This window comes from Kitasatospora sp. NPDC098663 (assembly GCF_044760075.1).
Lineage (GTDB): Bacteria > Actinomycetota > Actinomycetes > Streptomycetales > Streptomycetaceae > Kitasatospora.
Window position 1 is genome coordinate 58,550 of the sequence record NZ_JBIWAP010000029.1, and the last position, 21,381, is coordinate 79,930.

18 protein-coding genes and 1 tRNA gene are annotated in these 21,381 nt (G+C 71.1%); 17 read left to right on the forward strand and 2 right to left on the reverse strand.

The window, feature by feature from the left end; genetic code table 11:
• Positions 1 to 7: 7 nt before the first annotated feature.
• The 11 genes from ACIQVZ_RS28090 to ACIQVZ_RS28140 all read left to right on the forward strand — a co-directional run bounded on the left by ACIQVZ_RS28090 (position 8) and on the right by ACIQVZ_RS28140 (position 11,311).
• Entirely contained in the window at positions 8 to 760 is a 753-nt protein-coding gene (locus ACIQVZ_RS28090; protein ID WP_402453616.1) for a DUF317 domain-containing protein, read from the forward strand.
• Positions 750 to 1,634 (forward strand): DUF317 domain-containing protein, encoded by an 885-nt coding sequence (locus ACIQVZ_RS28095; protein WP_402453617.1) that lies wholly within the window; start codon positions 750 to 752, stop codon positions 1,632 to 1,634. Before ACIQVZ_RS28090 ends, ACIQVZ_RS28095 begins: the two co-directional genes overlap by 11 nt.
• A 164-nt stretch (positions 1,635 to 1,798) precedes the next feature.
• The gene (locus ACIQVZ_RS28100) at positions 1,799 to 2,494 is read left to right on the forward strand and encodes a DUF317 domain-containing protein (RefSeq protein WP_402453620.1); all 696 of its coding nucleotides are present in this window, start codon (positions 1,799 to 1,801) and stop codon (positions 2,492 to 2,494) included.
• Positions 2,495 to 2,598: 104 nt separating this feature from the next.
• Positions 2,599 to 3,339, forward strand: coding sequence for a DUF317 domain-containing protein (locus ACIQVZ_RS28105; RefSeq protein WP_402453621.1), 741 nt, complete (start codon positions 2,599 to 2,601; stop codon positions 3,337 to 3,339).
• 306 nt (positions 3,340 to 3,645) lie between these two features.
• Positions 3,646 to 4,074 (forward strand): hypothetical protein, encoded by a 429-nt coding sequence (locus tag ACIQVZ_RS28110; RefSeq protein ID WP_402453624.1) that lies wholly within the window; start codon positions 3,646 to 3,648, stop codon positions 4,072 to 4,074.
• A 216-nt stretch (positions 4,075 to 4,290) separates the two neighbouring features.
• A complete protein-coding gene (locus ACIQVZ_RS28115) occupies positions 4,291 to 5,043 on the forward strand; it encodes a hypothetical protein (protein ID WP_402453626.1) in 753 nt (250 codons plus the stop codon).
• Between the two features lie 121 nt (positions 5,044 to 5,164).
• Positions 5,165 to 5,995 (forward strand): DUF317 domain-containing protein, encoded by an 831-nt coding sequence (locus tag ACIQVZ_RS28120; protein ID WP_402453628.1) that lies wholly within the window; start codon positions 5,165 to 5,167, stop codon positions 5,993 to 5,995.
• Positions 5,996 to 6,299: 304 nt separating this feature from the next.
• The gene (locus ACIQVZ_RS28125; RefSeq protein WP_402453630.1) at positions 6,300 to 6,656 is read left to right on the forward strand and encodes a hypothetical protein; all 357 of its coding nucleotides are present in this window, start codon (positions 6,300 to 6,302) and stop codon (positions 6,654 to 6,656) included.
• Positions 6,653 to 7,531 (forward strand): DUF317 domain-containing protein, encoded by an 879-nt coding sequence (locus ACIQVZ_RS28130; protein WP_402453631.1) that lies wholly within the window; start codon positions 6,653 to 6,655, stop codon positions 7,529 to 7,531. The genes ACIQVZ_RS28125 and ACIQVZ_RS28130 overlap by 4 nt, the downstream gene beginning before the upstream one ends.
• 34 nt (positions 7,532 to 7,565) lie before the next feature.
• A complete protein-coding gene (locus ACIQVZ_RS28135; protein ID WP_402453633.1) occupies positions 7,566 to 9,704 on the forward strand; it encodes a DUF317 domain-containing protein in 2,139 nt (712 codons plus the stop codon).
• Positions 9,705 to 9,832: 128 nt separating this feature from the next.
• On the forward strand, positions 9,833 to 11,311 hold the full coding sequence (locus tag ACIQVZ_RS28140; protein WP_402453636.1) for a DUF317 domain-containing protein: 1,479 nt from the start codon (positions 9,833 to 9,835) through the stop codon (positions 11,309 to 11,311).
• Between the two features lie 68 nt (positions 11,312 to 11,379).
• Here ACIQVZ_RS28140 and ACIQVZ_RS28145 read toward each other — a convergent pair whose 3' ends face one another.
• On the reverse strand, positions 11,380 to 12,285 hold the full coding sequence (locus ACIQVZ_RS28145; protein ID WP_402453639.1) for a DUF5655 domain-containing protein: 906 nt from the start codon (positions 12,283 to 12,285) through the stop codon (positions 11,380 to 11,382).
• 523 nt (positions 12,286 to 12,808) lie between these two features.
• Here ACIQVZ_RS28145 and ACIQVZ_RS28150 point away from each other — a divergent pair.
• Positions 12,809 to 12,881 (forward strand) — tRNA-Lys (locus ACIQVZ_RS28150).
• A gap of 129 nt (positions 12,882 to 13,010) precedes the next feature.
• On the opposite strand, the gene ACIQVZ_RS28155 is transcribed toward ACIQVZ_RS28150, so the two are convergent.
• Positions 13,011 to 14,093, reverse strand: a complete 1,083-nt coding sequence (locus ACIQVZ_RS28155; protein ID WP_350880566.1) for an acyl-CoA desaturase — start codon at positions 14,091 to 14,093, stop codon at positions 13,011 to 13,013.
• A 465-nt stretch (positions 14,094 to 14,558) separates the two neighbouring features.
• Between ACIQVZ_RS28155 and ACIQVZ_RS28160 the strand changes: the two genes are divergently transcribed.
• The 5 genes from ACIQVZ_RS28160 (at position 14,559) to ACIQVZ_RS28180 (ending at position 21,314) form a co-directional block, all read left to right on the forward strand.
• Positions 14,559 to 16,286, forward strand: coding sequence for an LCP family protein (locus ACIQVZ_RS28160; RefSeq protein ID WP_402453641.1), 1,728 nt, complete (start codon positions 14,559 to 14,561; stop codon positions 16,284 to 16,286).
• Positions 16,287 to 16,491: 205 nt separating this feature from the next.
• Positions 16,492 to 16,941 (forward strand): SRPBCC domain-containing protein, encoded by a 450-nt coding sequence (locus ACIQVZ_RS28165; RefSeq protein WP_350880562.1) that lies wholly within the window; start codon positions 16,492 to 16,494, stop codon positions 16,939 to 16,941.
• Between the two features lie 248 nt (positions 16,942 to 17,189).
• Positions 17,190 to 17,990, forward strand: a complete 801-nt coding sequence (locus ACIQVZ_RS28170; RefSeq protein WP_350880560.1) for a VOC family protein — start codon at positions 17,190 to 17,192, stop codon at positions 17,988 to 17,990.
• 149 nt (positions 17,991 to 18,139) lie between these two features.
• Positions 18,140 to 18,886 carry a beta-phosphoglucomutase family hydrolase gene (locus ACIQVZ_RS28175; RefSeq protein ID WP_350880558.1) on the forward strand — a complete coding sequence of 249 codons (747 nt, stop codon included), beginning with the start codon at positions 18,140 to 18,142 and terminating at the stop codon, positions 18,884 to 18,886.
• Positions 18,887 to 18,908: 22 nt separating this feature from the next.
• The gene (locus ACIQVZ_RS28180) at positions 18,909 to 21,314 is read left to right on the forward strand and encodes a glycoside hydrolase family 65 protein (RefSeq protein WP_402453645.1); all 2,406 of its coding nucleotides are present in this window, start codon (positions 18,909 to 18,911) and stop codon (positions 21,312 to 21,314) included.
• Positions 21,315 to 21,381 lie beyond the last annotated feature (67 nt).

Sequence of the window (21,381 nt, forward strand, 5' to 3'; positions counted from 1 at the left end):
CGATCCGATGACGCACCACGACCTGACCCCCCACGACACTCCCACGGTGGTCTTCCCCGGGTACCTCGCCGGGCCAGGCCAGGACCTCGGCACGCTCTTCGAGTTCGGCCGCGGCCGAGACGACTGGCTGCTGACCGTGGTGGACGACCGGCTCGTCGCCAGCCACGAGAGCGCCAGTGCGCTCGTCGTCCTCAACCGGGCCCCCCACAGCCCGGACCCGCACTGGACCATCGGCTCGTGCCGCAGCGCGCTACACGACATCGAGTGGTACGCGACGTTCGACGCCCCAACCCCGGCCGAAGTCGTCATGGCCGTAGCCCGTCGCCTCGCCCACGGCATGGCCCAGCCCACCCACGCCGCGCGCGAACGCCAGCTGTGGAGCCATGCCTGCCACGCCGGCACCCTCGACGCCCTCCACGCGGAGACGGCCCGCGCCCGCTGGACCACCACGGTCAGCTGCTGCACCCGCACCCTAGAGGCGCCTGACGGCACGGCCACTCTGCTGATCCACCCCGCGCCCGACGGCCCCGGCGACATCGTCTACACCCTGAGCGCCGGAGCCCGAGGCCACCAAGACACTTGGTGGACGGCGCAGTTCAGCCGCAACATCCCCACCAGTGCCGCCCTGGGCGCACTGCGCACCGTCACCGACCCCGGCCGCTACACACGCAGAGCCTCCCAGATCCCGATGCTCCACCGCTCGCTGCTGCGCACCCACCCGGTCGCCCGCCGCCGCCCGGAGCCCCCGCGTGCCCGGTGACGATCACAACCCGGCCGCCGCGCGGGGCGACCAGGAAGTCCTCGTGTCCCCCGGCTACCTCGCCGGTCCGGGCGACCGGGACGCCGAGGCCGCGTTCGCCGACTTCCTCAACGAGGACCAGGGCTGGGCCCGCTACTCCTGCCACGGCGGCGATGTCAGCGTCGCGATCAGCGAGTGCCTCACCGGCCGGATCCAGCTCGACCACGAGAACGGCGACCGCGACTCCCGCTGGACCGTGGCCGGATACGACTCCCCGGTCGGAGAGCGCTCCTGGCGCGCCGCCTTCGATCAAGAGACCCCGTATGAAGTCGCCTTGGCGGTGGCCGAGGAGTACTCCCGCGCGCTGTCCTACACCCACCCCGTCGTCCGGGAGGAAGCCCTGTGGGGTCTGCGCAACACCCGCGACTCGCTGCTGGAGCAGCTCCGCTCCTCCGGGTGGCTCGACGTCGGGTCTCCCGATGCCATGTCGTTCCGCTCGCCCGACGGCACCGCCGGGCTGATCCGGTGGGACGGCGGAGCGTTCTACGAGGAGCCGAACGGCCAGGACCATCCGGCCGATGTCACCCTCTGGGTCCGGCCGCCCGAGATGTTCCCGCGCAACGCCTGGACCGCCCAGTTCTCGCAGGCCACCCCGACGCGGCTGATCACTGCCGCCTTGGACCACCTCACCGATCCGCGGTCCCAGGTGCGGCGCCTGGCCGAGGTTCCCGCAGCCCACCTGGGCCTGGTCGAGCTCCGGCCCCGCAACGCTCCTGTGCGGACACTGGCCGCCACCGCCCGCACCGCCGTTGCCGACAGGCCGGCGGCGCGCGCAAGCACCGTACCCCCGGTGATGCGGGCTGCAGCACCCCGACCTGCCAGGAGGACCAACTGACCAGCCCGACCAAGACTCCGCGGAACCTGGCGACCGAAGGCGACGTCCACGTCCACCCGGTCTACCTGGCCGGAAGCGTTGGAATCGGCGATCCCGCGCTCCGGCCGATCAGCGACCTGGCGTCGACCACCGGACACCACGACGACCTCGGCAACTACTACCTGGTGACCACGGACGGCCGGATCCGGATCGGCTACATCCCCGAGCAGGACTGGGACACCCTGTGGCGGATCGCCGTCGCCCCGGCCCCCTTCGCGCACCCGCGCTGGGTCGCCAACTTCTCCGCGAGCACCCCGGAGGAGATCGTCACGGCGGTGACGACCGAACTCGCCCGGATGTACGACCCCGAGGACGACGCCTGGCTCGACGAGCGAACCACCGGCCCCCTGGAGTGGATCGCCCCCTACGCTGCTGCCGGATGGACCACCAACGACGTGGACCGGGGCAGGCTGACGCTGATCTCGCCCGACCACCTGGCCAGCGTCACCTACCGGCAGCACCCGCTCAGGCACACCGAAGCCGAACAACTCGGCCAGGACGGCCGCTTCACGGTCGGCACCGTCAAAACCGTCGGCTGGTACGGACGGTTCAGCGCCCGCACTCCCTCCCGGATCCTCGACGCCGTTGCCACCGCGATGCTCGACCCAAGGCCCGTGCTGCGCTACCGAGACGCGCTCGGCTACTACACCGAGCGGGAAGCGACGATCACACCGGTCACTCCACCCGCACCCAGCCCCCTGGACATCCAGCGCACCGCGGCCCGGCTTCGCTCGGCCGCTCCACCGGCCCCGGTCGCGACCTCGGCCAGCTTGCCCCGCATCGTCTGGACCTCCGCCACACCCGCCGCCCGACGGCGCTGACCCCCGGATCAGCCCGTCGAGTCCCGATACCCCAGGAGCCCACCATCACTCGCCCCATCTCCGTCACCCCACGACACCTCGCCGGCGCAGGTGACCCCAACCTGGTGTGGAACTCGCTCGCGCGCCGAGGCTGGACCACCGTCGACGACGGATTGTCCATCACGAGCCGCTGCGGTCGCGTGAGCATCGCTCAGACCACCGAGGACGAGCAGGAGATCTGGCGCATCCAGGCACGGCGGGAGCCGGCCCAGCAGCAGGCCTGGCAGATCGACATCAGCCGCACTACCCCAGCGGAGATCGTCGCCGAATCCGCCGGGCGGCTCGCGGACGAGCTCGCACGCCACGGTGCCAAGGCCCTCCAAGGCCCCGGACCCGCCACCCCGCTCAGGCGAGCGCTGGACCGCCACGACTGGTTCCTCGACGAGGTCTTCGGCAACAGCATCGCTGTCTACGGATCGCCCGGCGAAGGCCTGGACATCGTCCAGCTGTACCAGTACCGACTCGGACGGAACGAGAACCTCCAGGACCCGGACCGCATCGCCTTCCACTTGCAGGGCGGACAGCAACCGCAGGCGTTCGACCCGACATACCAGGGATGGTCCATCGGGTTCCACGGCCCCGTTCCCCACATCCTGGTGGTGCACGCGCTCGAAGCAGCCTGCAATCCCGCTGCCGTCACCCGCAGCCCGGACCAGGTCCCCCCGCTCCACCGCGAGAGCGTGCGGCTCGACACCCGGGCCCAGGCCGCGACGACATCGACCCGAGCGGGCGACGGCACCTTCCGGCCAACCATTCAGCAGACCGTCGCCCCCACGCCGCCGTCGCCCAACCGCCGCACCAGGTAGGCCGCCGGCCGCTCGCGCAAGGACACCACCATCACCTACAAGATCACCCGCACGGCTCACCGCACCGTCGCCACCGGAGCGCGCGACAAGCTCGCTCTCGCCATCCTGCACTCCGAGGCATTCACCGGCCGGTACAGCCCCAGCGGTCCGCTCGTCGAGCTCCAACTCCCCACGCACCTCGACGAGGCCCAGCAGAACGCCGCCGCCGTCCGCGCAGCGAACCGGCTCCGCGCCAATGCCTTTGCCGTCGAACTCGACCCGAAGGTCGGAGCCCCGAGCCCCGTCGGCTACTTCGCCCCGACCCCGGTGCCCGACCCCGCCCGGGACCTCGCACAGCTGGCGGACCGCCTCGCCGAGCCGTTCCAGGACCACGACACGGTGGCACGCCACGCCGAGGCCGTGTTCGGCCGCGACGGCGCCCTAGCCCGCCTCGCCGCCGTCACCAACTCCCTCGCCGGATGGGCCGCCCGCCTCGACCACCGTCCCGGTGACGACCTGTCGGACGCCCTCACCGACCAGGCCCGTCTCCTCGACGGCATGCACCGCCAACTGATCGACACCGCCGTGCGCATCAGGGCCCTTGAGACCGTGAGCTCGGACGATCGCACCCCCAGCTCGCGAAGCCAAGCGGCAACGGCCACCACCAAGGCCCACCAGACCGCCGGCAAACCCGCCGAGGCGCCCCCCGCCGTGGCCGCCGAGATCCGCCCGAGCCAGGCCAAGAACCGCCGTTGACCATGCCGGCCATGTCCAGCACGGCCGTCATCCGGCCCAAGGACGGCAACGCGCCCAGCCGCGCTCTCCCCAGCTCACCTCAGCCTGTCGCGCGGTAGGGCGGCGCGCCCATCAAACACCTTGCCGGGGCGACGCCATGCTCCTGCACGTCAACCCCAACCACCAGACCTGGAGTTCCCGCTGTACCACGCCCCGTTCACTGACATCGTCTCCGACTTGGACCTCGACGAGCTGACGCCGGCCGGCGAAAACACCGCGCGCGCCCTCGACCGGCTGGCCGACTGGGAGAACCCCTGCATCACCCTGGCCCGCTACGACCAGCCCGACCAGCGAGAAGGCCGGTCGGACCACTTCTACCTCGCCCATGACGAGCAGATGGCCCAGCAGGGCAAGCCGTTCTTCCTCGGCGTGCACCTGGAGCTGGACCGCAGCGCGGGGCTGATGCGACTCACCCTGCGCGACGCGGCGATTCCCGTCCTGGCCGAGGCATGGCTCATCGCCCGCGGAGCCGACCCCGACCGGCTGCGAGAGCTCATACGCCCCAGCGAGCACGATCCCGCCGACGCCCAGACCGAGGCGGTCGAGGCCATGCTGCGCCACTCCGGTACCCGCTTCGACGTCCACGACTCGGCGTCCACGCCCGGCCCGCCATACACCACGTGGGTGATCGCCACCGACAACGAGGCCCCCGACCCGGCACGGCCGGTAGCCGTCTTCGTCGGCCACCAAGACGGCGACGATAGCGAAACGTTCACCCTCCGCCACCTCCACTTCACCAGCGTCGAGGACGCCTACGACTGGACCCGCACCCCCACCGCCCCCTTGCCACAGCACGGCAGCGCCGCCACCGCCCGCGCCGGAGCCGCCCGCCCCGCCCGCCGATCGACCAGTCCGGCCGGACCCGGCGGTCCGGACGTCGGACCAGCGCACCCACCCGCTCCGGGGCCGCACCAGCCGCGCACGCGCTGAGCAGCACGCCGACGAACAAGCCCTCTCAGCGGACCGAACGACACCCGAGAGGCACGACCTGACTGCCCGCATCTTCACCGACGACCTCGTACACGCCCAGGACTGGTACGACGCGAACCACATGGTGGGCGTCACCCCACGCCACCTGGCCGGAGCCGAACACGGCATCCACACCGTCCTGGAAGCAATCCCGAAGGTGTACGGCTGGTACACCCACCCCGGCTCCGACGTGAGCGAGAGCTTCACCCCGTTCGTCTCGCCCTGCGAGCGGATCCGCCTCGACTTCCGCACCGACTACGACGACCCGTGGCAGCTCGTGGCCCGTAGCGACCCCTACTCCGGCGGCCTGGCCGACTGGCAGATCTCGCAAAGCTGGCAGACCCCGCCCGAGCTGGTCGCCGCAACCCTCGACGAAGTCGCAGCGGCCTTGGCCCAGGACGACGAGAGGGCCTTCGCCCGCGGAGGCTCGGGACTGCGGGCCCTGTTCCCCTTCGCCCAGCAGAACTGGTCCGAGACCGTCACCGCCACCCGGTACACCTTCACCTCACCCGATGGCCTCGCCACCGCGCGCCTGCGCCTGACCGATCCCCCGCTGCACGAGGACGGCCCCTGGCACAGCCCCTACCTCGTCGTCAGCTGCAAGACGGACGATTCGCTGACGAGCTGGGACGCCCGGTTCACCGCCAACACGCCGCTGCGGATCTTGGTGGCCTTCACCACCGCCGCCGCCAGCCCCGAGCCGCTGCTGCGCAACAACACCTACCTCAGCGAGGCGACCAGGGCCCGGGCGACGGTTACGCCGCTCGCCCCCGTCCCCGCCCCGCGCGCGACGGCGGCGGGAGCAAGCCCAGCCCTCGAGGCAGCCGGCCCCGCAGTGAAGATCGTCACCAACGGATCCCTGCTGAGCTTCACCCCCCACCCTGCTCCACGCATCGTCTCCCACCGTCGTTGAAGAGGAGCCGCCCCGAACTCCGAGCCCGACGAACCCACCCAGATTCGGGACTCCTCGGGCGAGGACCGATCCGACCCGGACACCTGCCGACTTACGGCGGAACCGCCCTAATGCGACCCGTACCCACCACTCCCCGCGAGGAGGCGACATCATCGATCAACGTGGCATCCTGACGGCCCTGGCCCCGCTACCCGACGGCATCACCGTCGGCCGCCAGCAACTCGCCCGCCGTACAGACATCCTCGTCACTGCGGAACTGGCCCGCGGCATAGTCAGCGGCACCTACAACGGCATTCAGATCGCGGTGGTTCTACGCAGCACCGGAGCACAACTCGGCAACAACTACTTCGACTTCTACGAACACGCAACGGTGCCCTGGTCGGGACGCGAGCCCCGTCTCGACGATCTCGACCGCATGCATCGGGATGGTGAGCTGGACCCGGTACCGCTTCGCGCAGCCATAGCCGACTACACCGAGGTGTTCAGCGACACCCCGCCGGTGCCTGCCTCGGTAGCGGACCGAACGGAATCGCGCGTGCGCGGGACTCAGCGTGGCAGCCAGGCCACCGCCCCCACCGGCAGCGCACCGAAGGCGACTCCCGCTGCCCAGCAGTCTGCCGCCCGGGCACTGTCCGTGCCGACCGGTCGGAGCCGCCGTTGACCACCAACCCCTTCTGGGCGAAGAAGGCCAACGACCAGCCGTGGTTGCAGCTGAGCATCACCCCGGCGCTGTACGCCGGCCCCGTACTGGACAGCGAGCGGGCGATCCGCCCGCTCGTCGACGCCGGCGCCGCACGCCTCGACGACGGTCGCGGCAACCAGTTCATCGTTTCCCACGACGGTCGGATCCGGCTCGGCTTCGAGCCCCAGAACGGGACCGATGTGATGTGGAAGATCGCCGTGCACGACACCCCGTTCGAGCCGCCCCAGTGGACCGTGTGCCTCACCGACCGCACGCCCATCGAGATCGTCGAGGCCATCACCACCGACCTCGCCTCTAAGCTGCGCTCCGGCGCCTGGTTGCACGGGTCGGCCGCCGACAGCGAGTGGCGTGAACTGTTCCAGCCCCCGGAGTGGATCACCACCTGGGACGCCTGGGCTCAGCAGAAGGCGGTGGTCTCCGCGCACGCCCCGCAGGACCGGATCGTCCTCGACCCCGGCGGCGGGGCGGGCGACTGGGAGGAAGCCGGCCAGGACGGGTTCTGGACCGTCACCATCGGCGACGAGTACGAGGGCTGGTGCGTGGCAGCCAGCACCTCCACCCCGCACCGGATCCTGCACGCCATCGCCGGTGCGATGCTCGGCCCAGCCACCCGGGCCGTCGGTGAACTGAGCGATCTGACGATCGGTGCCGCGGTCATCGGTGCCGCTGAGCTGGCCGAACTGCCCCCCAGCCCGCACCCGCTGGACGGTCAGCGGACCCAGGCAGCCCGCGCCCGCAGCCCGCTGCCCGCCCCACCCGCCAGCGGGAGCGCACTGCCGACTGCGCCACGGGCAACACCCCCTACCCCTAACCGCGGCGGTCACCGCCGCTGACAGCCTGAGGACCACCATCGACCGCGACGACACGATGATCGACGTCACCCCGCCCTACCTCGCCGGCTTCCAGTACACCGGCTGGGTATTCGAGCACTTGGTCAGGGAGTGGGCTTGGGGCCGCAGCACCGACGACGACCTCGGCCAGACCTTCGCCTGGAGCAACGACCACCGCTTCCGCATCGCCGACCGCCAGCTCGACCCGGGCGCGGCCTGGCGGATCACCGCCGCCAAGGAACCCCTCGGACCGCCCGACTGGATGGCCGGCTTCTCGGAGAACACCCCGCCCGAGATCATCATGGCCATCACCGAGCCGCTGGCCCGCACCGGATCGGCCATCGACTGGACCGGCGACAGCCACCCCGCACTCCGAACTCCCACCGACCGGCGCGCCCTGATCCGGACGCTGCAGGACGCTGGCTGGCGCAGCACCCTGCGCGAGGGCACCCTCGACCTGGAAGCCCCTGACCAGCTCGCCCGCGTCCAACTCCGCCTGGACCCGCCCGGCGAGCCGCAGGACCTGATGGGCCGACCCCACCTGTACGTCGAGATCGGCCCACGCGGAAACGGCGGATACCCGCCGTACTGGCAGGCTATGTTCACCACCACCGCCCCCACCGTCGCCGTCGACGCCCTCGCCCACGCCCTCACCGACCCCACGCCACTACGCCGCGACCGGGAATGGATGGACGAGGAACTGCTGGAGCACCTCGGTCAGAGAGCGGAGGACGCCCCGGCCGAGCTCAGGGCCGAAGTACCCGCACTGGGGACGACAGCCCGCTCCTACACCGAGGACGATCTGCGCTGGGCCGCAGCCGAGGTGTGCGAACAGGCGCTGGACCAGACCGAGGACCTCGACCTGGTGCCGGAGATCTACCTGGAAAACCAGGTCGTCCCCAGCAGCCGAAGCGGTACCGCCACGACGTGGGGCGAACTGCCCGAGGAACAACGGGAGCTCGCCAACCTGCTGGTGACCGACCTGGTGGTCGGGGCAGCAGGCCAGGCCCCGATCCTGTTCGACCTGGTGCTCGGGCCCGACTTCGACCCGCGCACGGCGAGCAAGCATCCGACCCCGCCGATCACCACGCCGCTGCGGGAACTGGCGTTCACCAACGACGATCTACACAGCGCGGCCGGCATCGTGGCGGCGTCCCAGATCGCATGGGTGGACCCGAGCGGCCTCGCCGACTCGATGCACGACCTGCCGATCTACAGCACGACCAACGACGGGATCGCGCGATCGTGGGGATCGCTACCCGAGGAGGAGTACGAGCAGGCGCTTCGCGACGTTCAGAAGCTGCTCGATCAAGCCGGCGACCGTACCGCCCGACTCTTCACTCCTCCGAGCAGGCCCACCCCGCTCGCGCTCGTGGGTCCGGCCTACCTGGCCGGCCCCGGGCACGACCAGGGGGCAGCAGCAAAGCCGCTGCTCGACAACGGATGGAAGGTGGAACGGGACGCCGGTACCACCGTGTACACCAGGCCGTGCCGGCGGCTGCGCGCCGAGGCGGACACGGACTCCACGGGGACGACCTGGACCACCTCCGCCCACTACCTGGTGTCCGGCGGCGAGATCTGGCGTGCGACAGCAGACAGCCGCACACCCCTCGAGATCGTGACTGCCCTGCACGCCGCCCTGGCCACCAGTTTGGCCACCAGCCCCGGCGAGCTGTTCCGACCGACGAACCCATCCACCCTCGGCCTCGCACCACTGATCGCCGGAGGGTGGCACGACGCGTACAGCGGACCCCACCACATCTCGTGGACCGCACCGGGCACCGAGATGGCCAGCGTCACCCGGTCAACCGACCCCGCCCGGCTGGCAGCGGGGGAGAACCCCGAGTGGATCGTCAGCGGCGGCACCCTCGGGCCCGGCACCAAGGAGGGGTGGTACCTGCAGATGTCCGAGCACATCCCGGCACCCCTCCTGAAGGCCGTCGCCGACGGCCTGGTCGACTCCACCCCGGTGGCTCGACTCGGTCGTGACCTCACCAGCGAGCACCTCGTGTATCTCGACGTCCGCCCGCTCGATACCCGACGCCCGAGCGGCACGTCGGAGCGACGCCTCGCCGCCCGGGCCCGCTCGCTCCCCGCCGCGCACCGGGCGCCAGAGCCCGAGGTGCACGAGACCAGCGTGGAGCGCTCGGGTCGGCTTCGTCAGCCGTCCCGTTGAACAGCGCAGACCACATCCCCGATCCTCACCCCCAGGAGGCACCGATCCCACAGCCGAGCGTTCGACGTACGAAGGTGATCCCCCGACGGCTGGCCGGCCCTGGCGACACCGACTCGGTCCGAGCCGCCATGACCAAACGCGGCTGGACGACCGTCCACAGGTACCCAGACGGACCAGCTCTCGTTTCAGCGGGCTACGACCTTGCCCTCGTCGAGACGCAGTGGGACGACCAGGACGTCTGGAAGATCAGCGCCCATCTCGGCAATCCGCTCAGCCCACCGCGCTGGACTGCGGCCCTTACCCGCAACACCCCCGCCGAGATCGTCGTGGAGACCCTCACCCACCTCACAGATCTCCGGGACCGCGATCCCTATGCCGCACTCGAAGGTCCCCACGACGTCCGCGACGTCTTCACCGCCGCGGAACGGGCGGGCTGGAGTAGGGACTACCTCCCGGGATGGGCAACTGCCCATTCACCGGACCACGGGCCCGAGCTGATCGAGATCTGGCACTACGTCGTCGACGCCTGGACCCCGCCGAGCGACACCGGACTTTCCGCCACCGGAATCAACGTCGGCGGACACCCGTTCAGGAACGCCGATGCGGACATCTGGCGCGCACAATTCTCCCGCAGGACACCGGCACACCTCGTCACCGCCGTCCTGAAGGCCGCCGTCTCGACCAAGCCGGCCAGCCGGCGCCCAGACGAGATCCCGGACCTCTACCGTGAAGCGGTCACCACGGCCGAACCACTGCCGACCCACGGACCCGCACCATCAGGCGCCTCGTCGGCGCTCGACGATCCGACAGCCGCCACCGCCCCGGTGCGCGACCACTGGTCGTTCGTCGAGGACCAGGTCGACAACCTGGACTTCCGTAGCCCGTGCGGGCGAGTGCGGTTCCTGGACACCCCGGAGGACCTTGACGATCCGACGTGGACCAGCCGCTGGCGTATCACCGCCCAGGGCGACGACAGGTCCTTCGCCGACAACGAACCGCCTCTCAGCTGGACTGCGACCTTCACCACCCACACCCCGCCCACCGTGGTCGCCGCCGTCCTCAAGACCGTCGACGGAGCGATCAGGGACCTGGACATCGAGGAAGTCATGGAGGACTTCGAGAGCAGCCCCGAGCCCTCCTTCTCCCCGCACCGCGCCTACCGCCCAGACCCTGTTCCCGGCAGCCGCGACCCCGACCTCGCGCATGCCCGGCTCAGGCTCCACGGCTGGGACAAGGCGGACCGGTCGCGAACGAAGGCCAGCCGGAGCCCCAGCGGCGTCGAGCTGCGCTCAGTTGCCCGAGCCGACCCCAGCAGCCTCGACAGCCTGCCGGCCGCTGAGTCCTGGACCCTGGACGGCGGAGTACCCCCAGCCTCGTGGAGCGCAAGGTTCAGCCACGACACCCCGACCGCCCTCGTGATCGCTGCAGCCTGGGAAGCGGAACGGCTCGCCCTGCCAGCGCAGGACGGCGCCGCACCACAACTCGGCCGAACCGCACGCCAGGTGGCGGCGCGGAGCGCCCCGGCGCACCGTCCGCCGTCCGTCTCCGCCACGCCCGACGCCAGCCGAGTGCCGCCAGCCGAGGGCGGGCGCCAGCGGAGCCGCTGACCAGTTGGCCACTGTCTCGACACCGAGCGCCCGCCGCCGTCTTGACCCGAACGTCAGACCAACCGCCGCTACCCCACAGCCTCGTAGGAGGCCCGAAGAAGCGGCATGGCCCGGTCAAGGTCTCCTACTGAACAGATCCGCACCTCCAAATCGCCAGTACCGTGGTGCCCCACCTCGGAGACATCCCGCGTGAAGCCTTCCTCCAGAGTCACCGAGCGCGGGTCGAGCCGGAGGAAGAGGCGAAGCCCGTTCGACAGGATCTTCATGGTCGCGAAGTTCCCCCCACGCCGGTAGGCGATGTAGTGCCGGAGCTCCACGCTATGAACGTCACCGAAGTCGAGCAGCCGGCCGTCCAGTTCGCCGTACAGGTCGCGCACCGGATCGGCAGCTCCAGCCAGCCTCTGTGCGACCGTGGCGCGGGTGGCCGGTGCGAGGACGGCTGCCGATCGCGCCGTCCGCGCGCTGCCCGCATCGGCAGTCGATGTGACAAGATCGAGAGCTAGCAGTCCATCCCCGAAGCGCCGGTAGCGCACGAGGTCGATGCGGCGACCGATCTCGCGCACGGCGTGCAGGTCGTACCGGCTGAAGTCGGCGGCGACGCAGACGATCCGAGGGCTTGTCCAGTCGACGGTCGCCACCACGTCCGACCCGAGCTTCTGGGCGACCAGGGACTCGAAGTCGGCCTGGTGATCACGCACCCAGGACATGTAGAACAGCGCCTGGCTGATCACGTTCTCGTCCCGACCTCGCTTGTACTCGACCACCACCGGACATCCGTCCTCGTCCAGACCGAGCGAGTCGATCCGCCCGCCGTGGTTCGAGCCGGTCGACACCTCGGAGTCCAGGAAGCGCACCCCGAGCAAGACCGCCATGTTCCGCTCGATGTAGGTCTGCAGATGCCGCTCAAGGGCAACCGTCGACCCAGCAACCTCCACTGCGTGGTCATGGTCAGTCCGAAAGATCCTTAGCGTCATGGTCCCCCCTCAGGTCGCACACCGACCGAACCGATGGTGCAGAGATGCAACCTATATGAGCAAATTGGCATCAACTAGCGCATATTGCGCAGATCTCACTTTCGGTCAACCGGGAATAGAGGAGTGCCAGATGCCTGCGTGGCCCAGTCGAAAGGGGCGCGCTACATGTGCGCCGCGCCGCTCGACTGGGTCCGGGGTGGGGAAGCGGGCGGAGCAGCATCGGCATTGTCCGAAGCCCACAAGGCCTCTTGTCTGCCCACGGTGGCTGAAGTGACGTGCCCGGCTGGGGGTCTTCGACACCCGCTGGTGAGCTCGGGTCGCGCTGGTCTGGTGTGTCCCGAGTGTGACCGGACGCCTTCGGACGATTCGGCACGCGACGTCACACCTGAGGCGTGACCATGACATCTCTGGTGCAGATGAACATGGGATCGACGTCCAGCAGTGGCATTCTGTGGTGCTGACCTGCGGAAACGTTGGATTTGGCGGCACGGGGCGGCATGATCTGGCATACTCCGGTGGGATCGGGGCGCTAGCTCAATTGGTAGAGCTGCGGACTTTTAATCCGTAGGTTCAGGGTTCGAGCCCCTGGTGGCCCACCGAAATGAGGCCAGGTCAGACGCCCTCTGACCTGGCCTTTTGCATGTCCGCCGGCGGTGAAAGCACTGCGGCACCCCGGCTGGTCGAGTAGCCGGGGTGCCGCGGTGCGGTGCGGGTTGCGGGGCGGATCAGGCCGCGGCGCGGATCGGGGCGCCGGTCTGGTGGAGGTGGGTGAGGATCTCGCGGTACGAGCGGAAGAGGCCGGTCTCGTAGTAGGTGATCTCCTTCTCGGCGCAGAAGTCGCGGGTGAGGACGGCGGCGCGGCGCAGGGCCGGGGTGGGCATGCTGGGGAAGAGGTGGTGCTCGACCTGGTAGTTGAGGCCGCCCATCAGGGCGTCGATGAAGTAGCCGCCGCGCACGTTGCGGGAGGTGAGGACCTGGCGGCGGAGGAAGTCGAGCCGCATGCCGGGCGTCACCATCAGCATGCCCTTGTGGTTGGGGGCGAAGACGCAGCCCAAGTAGACGCCGAGCAGGGCCTGGTGGACGGCGAGGAAGGCGAAGGCCTTGCCGACCGGGAGGGCGGCGAAGACCAGCCCGAGGTAGGCGGCGAAGTGGGCGACCAGCAGGAAGCCCTCCAGGTACGGGCGCTTCATGATCGGGCTGCGCAGCGCGCGGAAGCTGTTGTAGCTGAGGTTGAGGCCTTCGAGCAGGAGCAGCGGGAAGAAGAGGAACGCCTGGCGGCGGCCGATGAAGCGGGCGATTCCGCTGGCCTTCCTGGCCTGGTCCTGGGACCAGACGACGAGGTCGGGGGAGACGTCCGGGTCCCGTTCCTCGTGGTTGGGGTTGGCGTGGTGGCGGGTGTGCTTGTTCATCCACCAGCCGTAGCTCATGCCCATCAGGAGGTTGGCGACGATGCGGCCGCCGATCTCGCCGGCGCGGCGCCCGGTGAACACCTGACGGTGGGCCAGGTCATGTGCCATTAATCCCAGTTGGGCGAAGACGATGGACATGGCGGCGGCCAGCCCGAGTTGGAGCCAGGTGTCGCCGAGGGCGAACATGGCCCACCAACCGCCGAGGAACGCGGCGAGGACGAGGCCCGCGCGGACGGTGTAGTAGACCGGGCGTCGGTCGAGCAGGCCCTCGGCGGTGATCCGGCGGCTCAGTTGGGCGAAGTCGCTCCCGCCGGTTCCGGGCGGGGCGGTGTCCGGTGGTCCGGCGGGCGGCTGCGGCCGGGTTTTCGCGGTCGGCGTCCCCGCGGTGTCGGTGGTCATGGTGCTGAGTCTGGTCTAGCGAACGGGCCTTGAGAAACGGGGGCATCCCCCTGGGGCGGGGTGAGGGTATCCCCCGGACCGTCCCGGGTGGCTGCGGAAGTGCGGCGCGTGGTGCCTGATGGTGCCGCAGGGGCGGGGAGAGGTGGCGTAGGTCACGTCGTAATCGGCTGGTTTCGGGCGTTCTGTGGCGAGCTTGCGTCGTGGTGGCCGGGGTTGGTGGTGGACCGGAGGTCGGTGATCGCGTCGGGCCTAAATATGATCGGAAGCCACGTTCATCGGTTTGTACCGATGTTCGTATGTGCAACCTGGGAACGGCTCCGACCGTCTCCCTGTGTGCGGTGCGCCAGATCGTCCGGGGCGTCGCTTCCGTCGGTGAAAGGTACGCGCATGTCAGGTCAGTGGGGCGAGGGCCCGGCTCGGGGCGAGAACGCACCCGGCGCGCTCACGACGGGGAGCGATGGGTCCGTGCCTACGCCGCGTACCGGGGGCCGGGCGGAGGCCCGGCGCGCCGCGCAGGGCAAGGGCGGCGGCCGCGGCGGCAAGGACGCGGGCAAGGACGGCGGTCGGGACGCGGGCAAGGACGGCGGCCGGCCGGAGGCGGCGGGCGGTCGGGCGGCGGCGCGCAACAGCCGCAAGCCCAAGAAGAACGTGAAGAAGATCGTCGCCTGGTCGGCGGCCGGCGTGCTGGTGCTGATCGCGGGCGCCGGCGGGGCGATCTACTTCAAGCTGAACGCCAACATCAAGTCCTTCGACGGCGACGCGATAGCGACCGACCGCCCGCCGGAGGCGCAGGCCGACGCGGACGGCAACAAGCCGGTCAACGTGCTGCTGATCGGTTCGGACAGCCGCGGCGGCAACAACTCGGACCTCGGCGGCGGCGAGGACGGCGGCGCCCGTTCGGACACCACGATCCTGCTGCACGTCTACGCCGACCACAAGCACGCCGTGGGCATCTCGATCCCGCGCAACGCGAAGGTCCCGATCCCGCCCTGCAAGCTGCCCAACGGCAAGTGGACCAAGGGGTCGTCCAGCGACCTGTTCAACGCGGCCTTCTCGGTCGGCGGCAGCGACGGCGGCAACCCGGCCTGCGCCCAGAACACCGTCGAGAAGCTCACCGGGATCCGGGTCGACCACACCATCGTGGTCGACTTCAACGGCTTCTCCGCGATGACCAAGGCCGTGAACGGCGTCGACGTCTGCCTGCCGAAGCCCATCTACGAGGGCGACGTCAACCCCAACCTGCACAAGAAGGGCGACCTCGTCCTGCCACAGGGCAAGCAGACCGTGCAGGGCCAGCAGGCGCTGGACTACGTGCGTCTGCGGCACGGCATCGGCGACGGCTCCGACATCGGCCGGATGAAGCGCCAGCAGGCCTTCCTCAGCTCGCTCGCGAGCAAGGTCAAGAAGGACGGGCTGAGCCCCACCAACCTGCTGCCGCTGGCCGACGCCGCGACCAAGTCGCTGGTGGTCGACCCGGGGCTGGCCTCCGCGGACAAGCTGCTCTCCTTCGGGCTGTCGCTCAAGAACATCGACATGCACGACCTCAAGTTCGTGACGGCGCCCTGGCGTTACCGCACCCAGGACAAGGACCTCGACCTGGTCCAGCCGGACGCCAACAAGCTCTGGGAGACCCTCAAGGCCGACCAGACCATCGACGGGCAGAACGCCACCGGCCAGCAGCCGGACGCCGCCGCCAGCCCGAGCGCACCGGCCGCGTCGCAGTCGGCCGCGACCAGCGCGCCCGCCGCGCCGGTCGCGGACGCCGGCAACTCGTCGATCAAGGTGGCGGTCTACAACGGGACGACCGAGAACGGCCTGGCCGGCAAGGCGACCGCGCAGCTGAAGGCCGCCAAGTTCGCCGCCACCACGGCGGGCCAGGCGGCGAGCACCAAGTACAAGACCACCATGATCGAGTACGGCTCCGGGCAGAAGGCGAACGCCGACAAGGTCGCCGCGCTGTTCCCGGGCGCCAGCGTCGAGGCCGGCAACTCGGCGGGTGTGACCCTGATCGTCGGTAAGGACTTCTCCGCGGCCAACGGCGGCGGGACCACCGGCCAGGCCACCGGGACGGGCGGCGCGGCCGCGAACGGCACCCCGGCGTCCCCGGCGCCGCTGCCCACCACCGTCACCAACGACGCCCGCTCGGCGGACGACGACATCTGCGCGAACACCACCTACGGCAGCGGCGGCTGACCGCACCCGAGCGGTAGGGGGCGACCCCAGGGCCGGCGCCGTCCAGGGCGCGCGGGCCCGGGGGTCGTGCCATGGTGGCCGGAGAAACCGGGGAGGCACCCGGCCCGCGGGCGACCTGATGGACGGGCGACCTGATGGACGGGACCCCGGCGCACCGGACCCCGGCAGGCCGGACAAGGGGGGCGCGCACCGAAAGGCGGACCCCATGCCCGAGATCGCCCTCCAGTTCGACATCGCCGCACCCCGGGCCGTCGTCCTCGCCGCGCTCAACACGCACGGCGGGCTGACCAGCTGGTGGACCACCGGGGTGGACCGGGAGGGCGACGTCCTGCTGTTCGACTTCCCCGGCGTCCCCGAGCCGTTCCGGCTCCGCCGCGAGCGGGCCGACCTGGACCGGGTGGTGTGGGCCAACGCCGGGGCCTTCCCGCCGCACTGGGCCGGCACCTGGATCAGCTGGGACCTCGCCGACCAGCCCGACGAGCCCGGCCGCACCCGGTTGCTGTTCCGGCACGGCGGCTGGCAGCCGGGCAGCGAGGACGGCGTCCCGCTGGTCGCCGGCACCTGGGCCGAACTGCTGGTCCGGCTCAAGGACTACGCGCAGAGCGGCAAGGTGCAGCCGTACTTCGTCACGGCCCAGCGGCACGACACCGCGTGAACGGCCTCCGCGGCGGCGTGAGCGGCACGACACCGCGTGAACGGCCCGCCGGCGGCCGAACGGGCCCGGGCCCGTCCGATCGCCCGCCAGGGCGCCGTCCGGTGGCGGGATCGCGGCGCCGGGCCGATGGTGGGCGGTGTACCCGCCGTCCGCGCTGACGGCCGGCACCGGCAGCCCGGCACCGGGCGGCCGGGACCCGCCCGCCCCGACGACCACGCCGGCGACCACTGCCTTCGGGAGGCCCAGCAATGCCCGTAGTCACCGCTCCGTACAAGCCCGGCACCCCGTGCTGGATCGACCTGATGGCGAGCGACCAGCAGGCCGCGCTCGACTTCTACCGCGACCTGTTCGGCTGGCAGGGCGAGGTCGGCCCGGCCGAGTTCGGCGGCTACGCCGTGTGCATGCTCAACGACCGACCGGTCGCCGGGATCATGGCGCGGTCCGCGCCCGAGGGCCAGCCGCTGCCGCCCGTCGCCTGGACCACCTACCTGGCCTCGGACGACGCCGACGTGAGCGGGGCCGCCATCGCCGAGCACGGCGGCACGATCCTCTACCCGGCGATGGACGTCGGCGTGATCGGCCGGATGCTGGTCGCCGCCGACCCGACCGGCGCGGTGTTCGGAGTCTGGCAGGCGATGGACTTCATCGGCGCGGGCGTGGTCAACGAGCCCGGCGCACTGGTCTGGAACGAGCTCAACACCGCCGACACCGACGCGGCCGGCCGCTTCTACCTCCCGGCGCTCGGGCTGCGCCCGGCGACCATCCAGGGCATGGAGGGGTACTTCTCGCTCAACGCCGGCGACCGTACGGTGGGCGGCATGCAGCCGATTCCCAAGTACCTGGGGGCGGGCACGCCCTCGCACTGGATGGCCTACTTCTCGGTGGACGACACCGACTCCACCGTGGACGCCCTGGTCAAGGCGGGCGGCTCGGTGATCCAGCCGCCGTTCGACATGCAGTCCGGCCGGATGGCGGTCGTCCAGGACCCGCAGGGCGCGGTGTTCGCGGTGGCGGAGGCCGCCGAGGCGCAGATGCCCGACTCGCCGTAACAGCGCCGGGCACCCCGCCGAAACGGCGCCGGGCACCCACGAGCCCACCTGGCCGCCCACGAGCACCCGGGCAACCGGAAGCCGCCCTTCCCGCGACGCGCCGCCGGGAAATGGGCGGCTTCCCCGCGTTCCCGGGTAAGACTGCACCCATGCTGGGGCTACCGGACGACATCCGCGCTTTCCTCTTCGACCTCGACGGGGTCCTCACCCAGACCGCCAAAGTGCACGCCGCGGCCTGGAAGGACACCTTCGACTCCTTCCTGCGCGCCGAAGCCGCCCGCACCGGCGGGCAGTTCGTCCCCTTCGACGCCGTCACCGACTACGACACCTACGTGGACGGCCGCCCGAGACTGGACGGCACCCGGGCGTTCCTGCGCAGCCGGGGCGTCGACCTGCCCGAGGGCACCGACGCCGATCCGCCCAACACCCCTACCGTGCACGGGATCAGCCGGGCCAAGAACGACACCGTCCTGCGGTTGATCCGCGAGCAGGGCGTCCAGCCGTACGACGGCTCGGTCGCGTACGTGCACCGGCTGCGCGCGCTCGGGCTGCCCAGCGCCGTGGTGTCCTCCAGCGCCAACTGCCGGGACGTGCTGCGGGCGGCGGGCATCGAGGGGCTGTTCGACGTGATCGTGGACGGCGTCGTCGCCCAGCGCGAGGGTCTGCCCGGCAAACCCGCCCCCGACACCTACCTGTACGCCGCCCGCACGCTCGGCGTCGAGCCCGCGCACGCCGCCGTCTTCGAGGACGCGCTCGCCGGGGTGGCCTCCGGCCGGGCGGGCGGCTTCGGGGCCGTGGTCGGGGTCAACCGCACCGGGCAGGCCGCCGAACTGCGCCGGGACGGCGCGACCGTGGTCGTCGACGACCTCGCCGAACTGCTGGAGGAGCAGGCATGAGTGAGCGGAGCGAGGCAGTCGCATGAGTGGCTTGGACAACTTCTCCGTCGACCCCTGGCTGATCGCCGAGCAGGGCCTGGACCTGACCGCGATGGCCCGCGCCGAGTCGCTGTTCGCGCTCTCCAACGGCCACATCGGCCTGCGCGCCAACCTGGACGAGGGCGAGCCGCACGGCCTCCCCGGCACCTATCTGAACGGTGTCTTCGAGCTCCGCCCGCTGCCGTACGGCGAGGGCGGCTACGGCTACCCGGAGTCCAGCCAGAGCGTCATCAACGTGACCAACGGCAAGATCATCCGGCTGCTGGTCGACGACGAGCCCTTCGACCTGCGCTACGGCGAACTCATCCGCCACAAGCGCTGGTTGGACTTCCGGGAGGGGATGCTGCACCGCGAGGCCGAGTGGACCTCCCCGGCCGGCCGGACCATCCGGGTGTGCTCCTCCCGGCTGGTCTCGCTCACCCAGCGCGCGATCGCCGCGGTCGAGTACAGCGTCGAGGCGGTGGACGGGCCGGTGCGGATCGTGATCCAGTCCGAGCTGGTCGCCAACGAGCAGCTGCCCGGCGGCGCCGCGGGCGATCCGCGGGCCTCCGCCGTCCTGGAGGCGCCGCTGCAGCCCGAGGTGCACCACGCGAGCGACACCAAGGCCGTCCTGGTGCACCGCACCCGCTACAGCGCGATCCGGGTCGCCGCCGGGATGGACCACGTGATCGAGGGCCCGGAGGAGCTCGAAACCGTCGCCGAGGCCGAGGCCGACCACTGCCGGATCAGCGTCACCACCGTGCTCCGGCCCGGACAGCGGCTGCGGCTGGTCAAGTTGATGGCCTACGGCTGGTCGGGGACGCGCTCGCTGCCCGCCGTCCGGGACCAGGTGGAGGCCGCGCTGACCGCCGCCCGGTACACCGGCTGGGACGGTCTGGTCGCCGAACAGGCCGCCTACCTCAAGGAGTTCTGGGAGACCAGCGACGTCGAGATCGAAGGCGACGTCGAACTCCAGCAGGCCGTCCGGTTCGCCGTCTTTCACGTCCTCCAGGCCGGCGCCCGCAGCGAGGAACGGGCCATCCCCGCCAAGGGGTTGACCGGCCCCGGCTACGACGGGCACAGCTTCTGGGACACCGAGACCTTCGTCCTGCCGGTGCTCACCTACTGCCTGCCCGGGGCCGTCAACCAGGCTCTGCGCTGGCGGCACACCACGCTGCCGCTGGCCCGCGAACGGGCGGCCCAACTCGGCCTGGCCGGAGCGGTGTTCCCCTGGCGGACCATCCGCGGCGAGGAGTGCTCCGGGTACTGGCCGGCCGGTACCGCCGCCTTCCACATCGGCGCCGACATCGCCGCCGCCGTCGCCCGCTACGTCCGGGCCACCGGGGACGCCGAGTTCGAGCGCGCGTACGGGCTCGAACTGCTCGTGGAGACCGCCCGGATGTGGCGCTCGCTCGGCCACCACGACGTCTCGGGGAAGTTCCGCATCGAGGGCGTCACCGGCCCGGACGAGTACAGCGCCGTCGCCGACAACAACGTGTTCACCAACCTGATGGCGCAGACGAACCTGCGCGCCGCCGCCGAGGCCGCCGCCCGCCACCCGCACGAGGCCGCCGAACTCGGCGTCGACACCGAGGAGACCGCCGCCTGGCGGGACGCCGCGTCCGCGATGTACATCCCGTACGACGAGGACCTCGGCGTGCACCCGCAGGCCGACGGCTTCACCCACCACCAGGTCTGGGACTTCGAGCACACCCCGCCCGAGAAGTACCCGCTGCTGCTGCACTACCCGTACTTCGACCTGTACCGCAAGCAGGTGGTCAAGCAGGCCGACCTGGTGCTCGCCATGCAGGTCCGCGGCGACGCGTTCACCGACGAGCAGAAGGCCCGCAACTTCGCCTACTACGAGCGGCTCACCGTCCGCGACTCCTCGCTCTCCGCGTGCACCCAGGCGGTGATCGCCGCCGAGGTCGGCCAGCTCGACCTCGCGTACGACTACACGGCCGAGGCGGCGCTGATGGACCTGCACGACCTCGGCGGCAACACCCGCGACGGCCTGCACATGGCCTCGCTCGCGGGCGCCTGCATCGCCCTGGTGGCGGGCTTCGGGGGGCTGCGCGACCACAGCGACTCGCTGTCCTTCCGGCCCCGGCTGCCGGGCGGGCTGATGAGGCTCGGGTTCTCGCTGATGGTCCGCGGACAGCTGCTGGGCGTCCAGATCACCCACGAGGGGACGACGTACACGCTGCGCCGCGGCGAGGTGCTGCACCTGTGGCACGACGGCGAGCCGGTGCAGGTGAAGGCCGGGGAGCCGGTCACCCTGCCGACCACCGCGCCGCCGGCCCAGGAGCGGTGCGGCCAGCCGCCCGGCCGTGAGCCCGCCCGGCGGCAGGCGCAGGCGGGCCTGGCCAGCGGCAAGCTCGGGCAGCAGGACCACCTGGCGGCGGAGTAGCCGCGCCGACCCGTCGTTCACCTGTTCGGGCCCGCTCCGGGTGCGGGGCGGGCCCGGCCGCCGGAGG

What these genes read in the sequence shown, in the direction of transcription:
- ACIQVZ_RS28145 (WP_402453639.1), bottom strand. Translation starts at nt 12,285, where the DNA reads ATGACGCTAAGGATCTTTCGGACTGACCATGACCACGCAGTGGAGGTT.
- ACIQVZ_RS28090 (WP_402453616.1), top strand. Translation starts at nt 8, where the DNA reads ATGACGCACCACGACCTGACCCCCCACGACACTCCCACGGTGGTCTTC.
- ACIQVZ_RS28175 (WP_350880558.1), top strand. Translation starts at nt 18,140, where the DNA reads ATGCTGGGGCTACCGGACGACATCCGCGCTTTCCTCTTCGACCTCGAC.
- ACIQVZ_RS28140 (WP_402453636.1), top strand. Translation starts at nt 9,833, where the DNA reads ATGACCAAACGCGGCTGGACGACCGTCCACAGGTACCCAGACGGACCA.
- ACIQVZ_RS28120 (WP_402453628.1), top strand. Translation starts at nt 5,165, where the DNA reads ATGGTGGGCGTCACCCCACGCCACCTGGCCGGAGCCGAACACGGCATC.
- ACIQVZ_RS28155 (WP_350880566.1), bottom strand. Translation starts at nt 14,093, where the DNA reads ATGACCACCGACACCGCGGGGACGCCGACCGCGAAAACCCGGCCGCAG.
- ACIQVZ_RS28135 (WP_402453633.1), top strand. Translation starts at nt 7,566, where the DNA reads ATGATCGACGTCACCCCGCCCTACCTCGCCGGCTTCCAGTACACCGGC.
- ACIQVZ_RS28180 (WP_402453645.1), top strand. Translation starts at nt 18,909, where the DNA reads ATGAGTGGCTTGGACAACTTCTCCGTCGACCCCTGGCTGATCGCCGAG.
- ACIQVZ_RS28170 (WP_350880560.1), top strand. Translation starts at nt 17,190, where the DNA reads ATGCCCGTAGTCACCGCTCCGTACAAGCCCGGCACCCCGTGCTGGATC.
- ACIQVZ_RS28165 (WP_350880562.1), top strand. Translation starts at nt 16,492, where the DNA reads ATGCCCGAGATCGCCCTCCAGTTCGACATCGCCGCACCCCGGGCCGTC.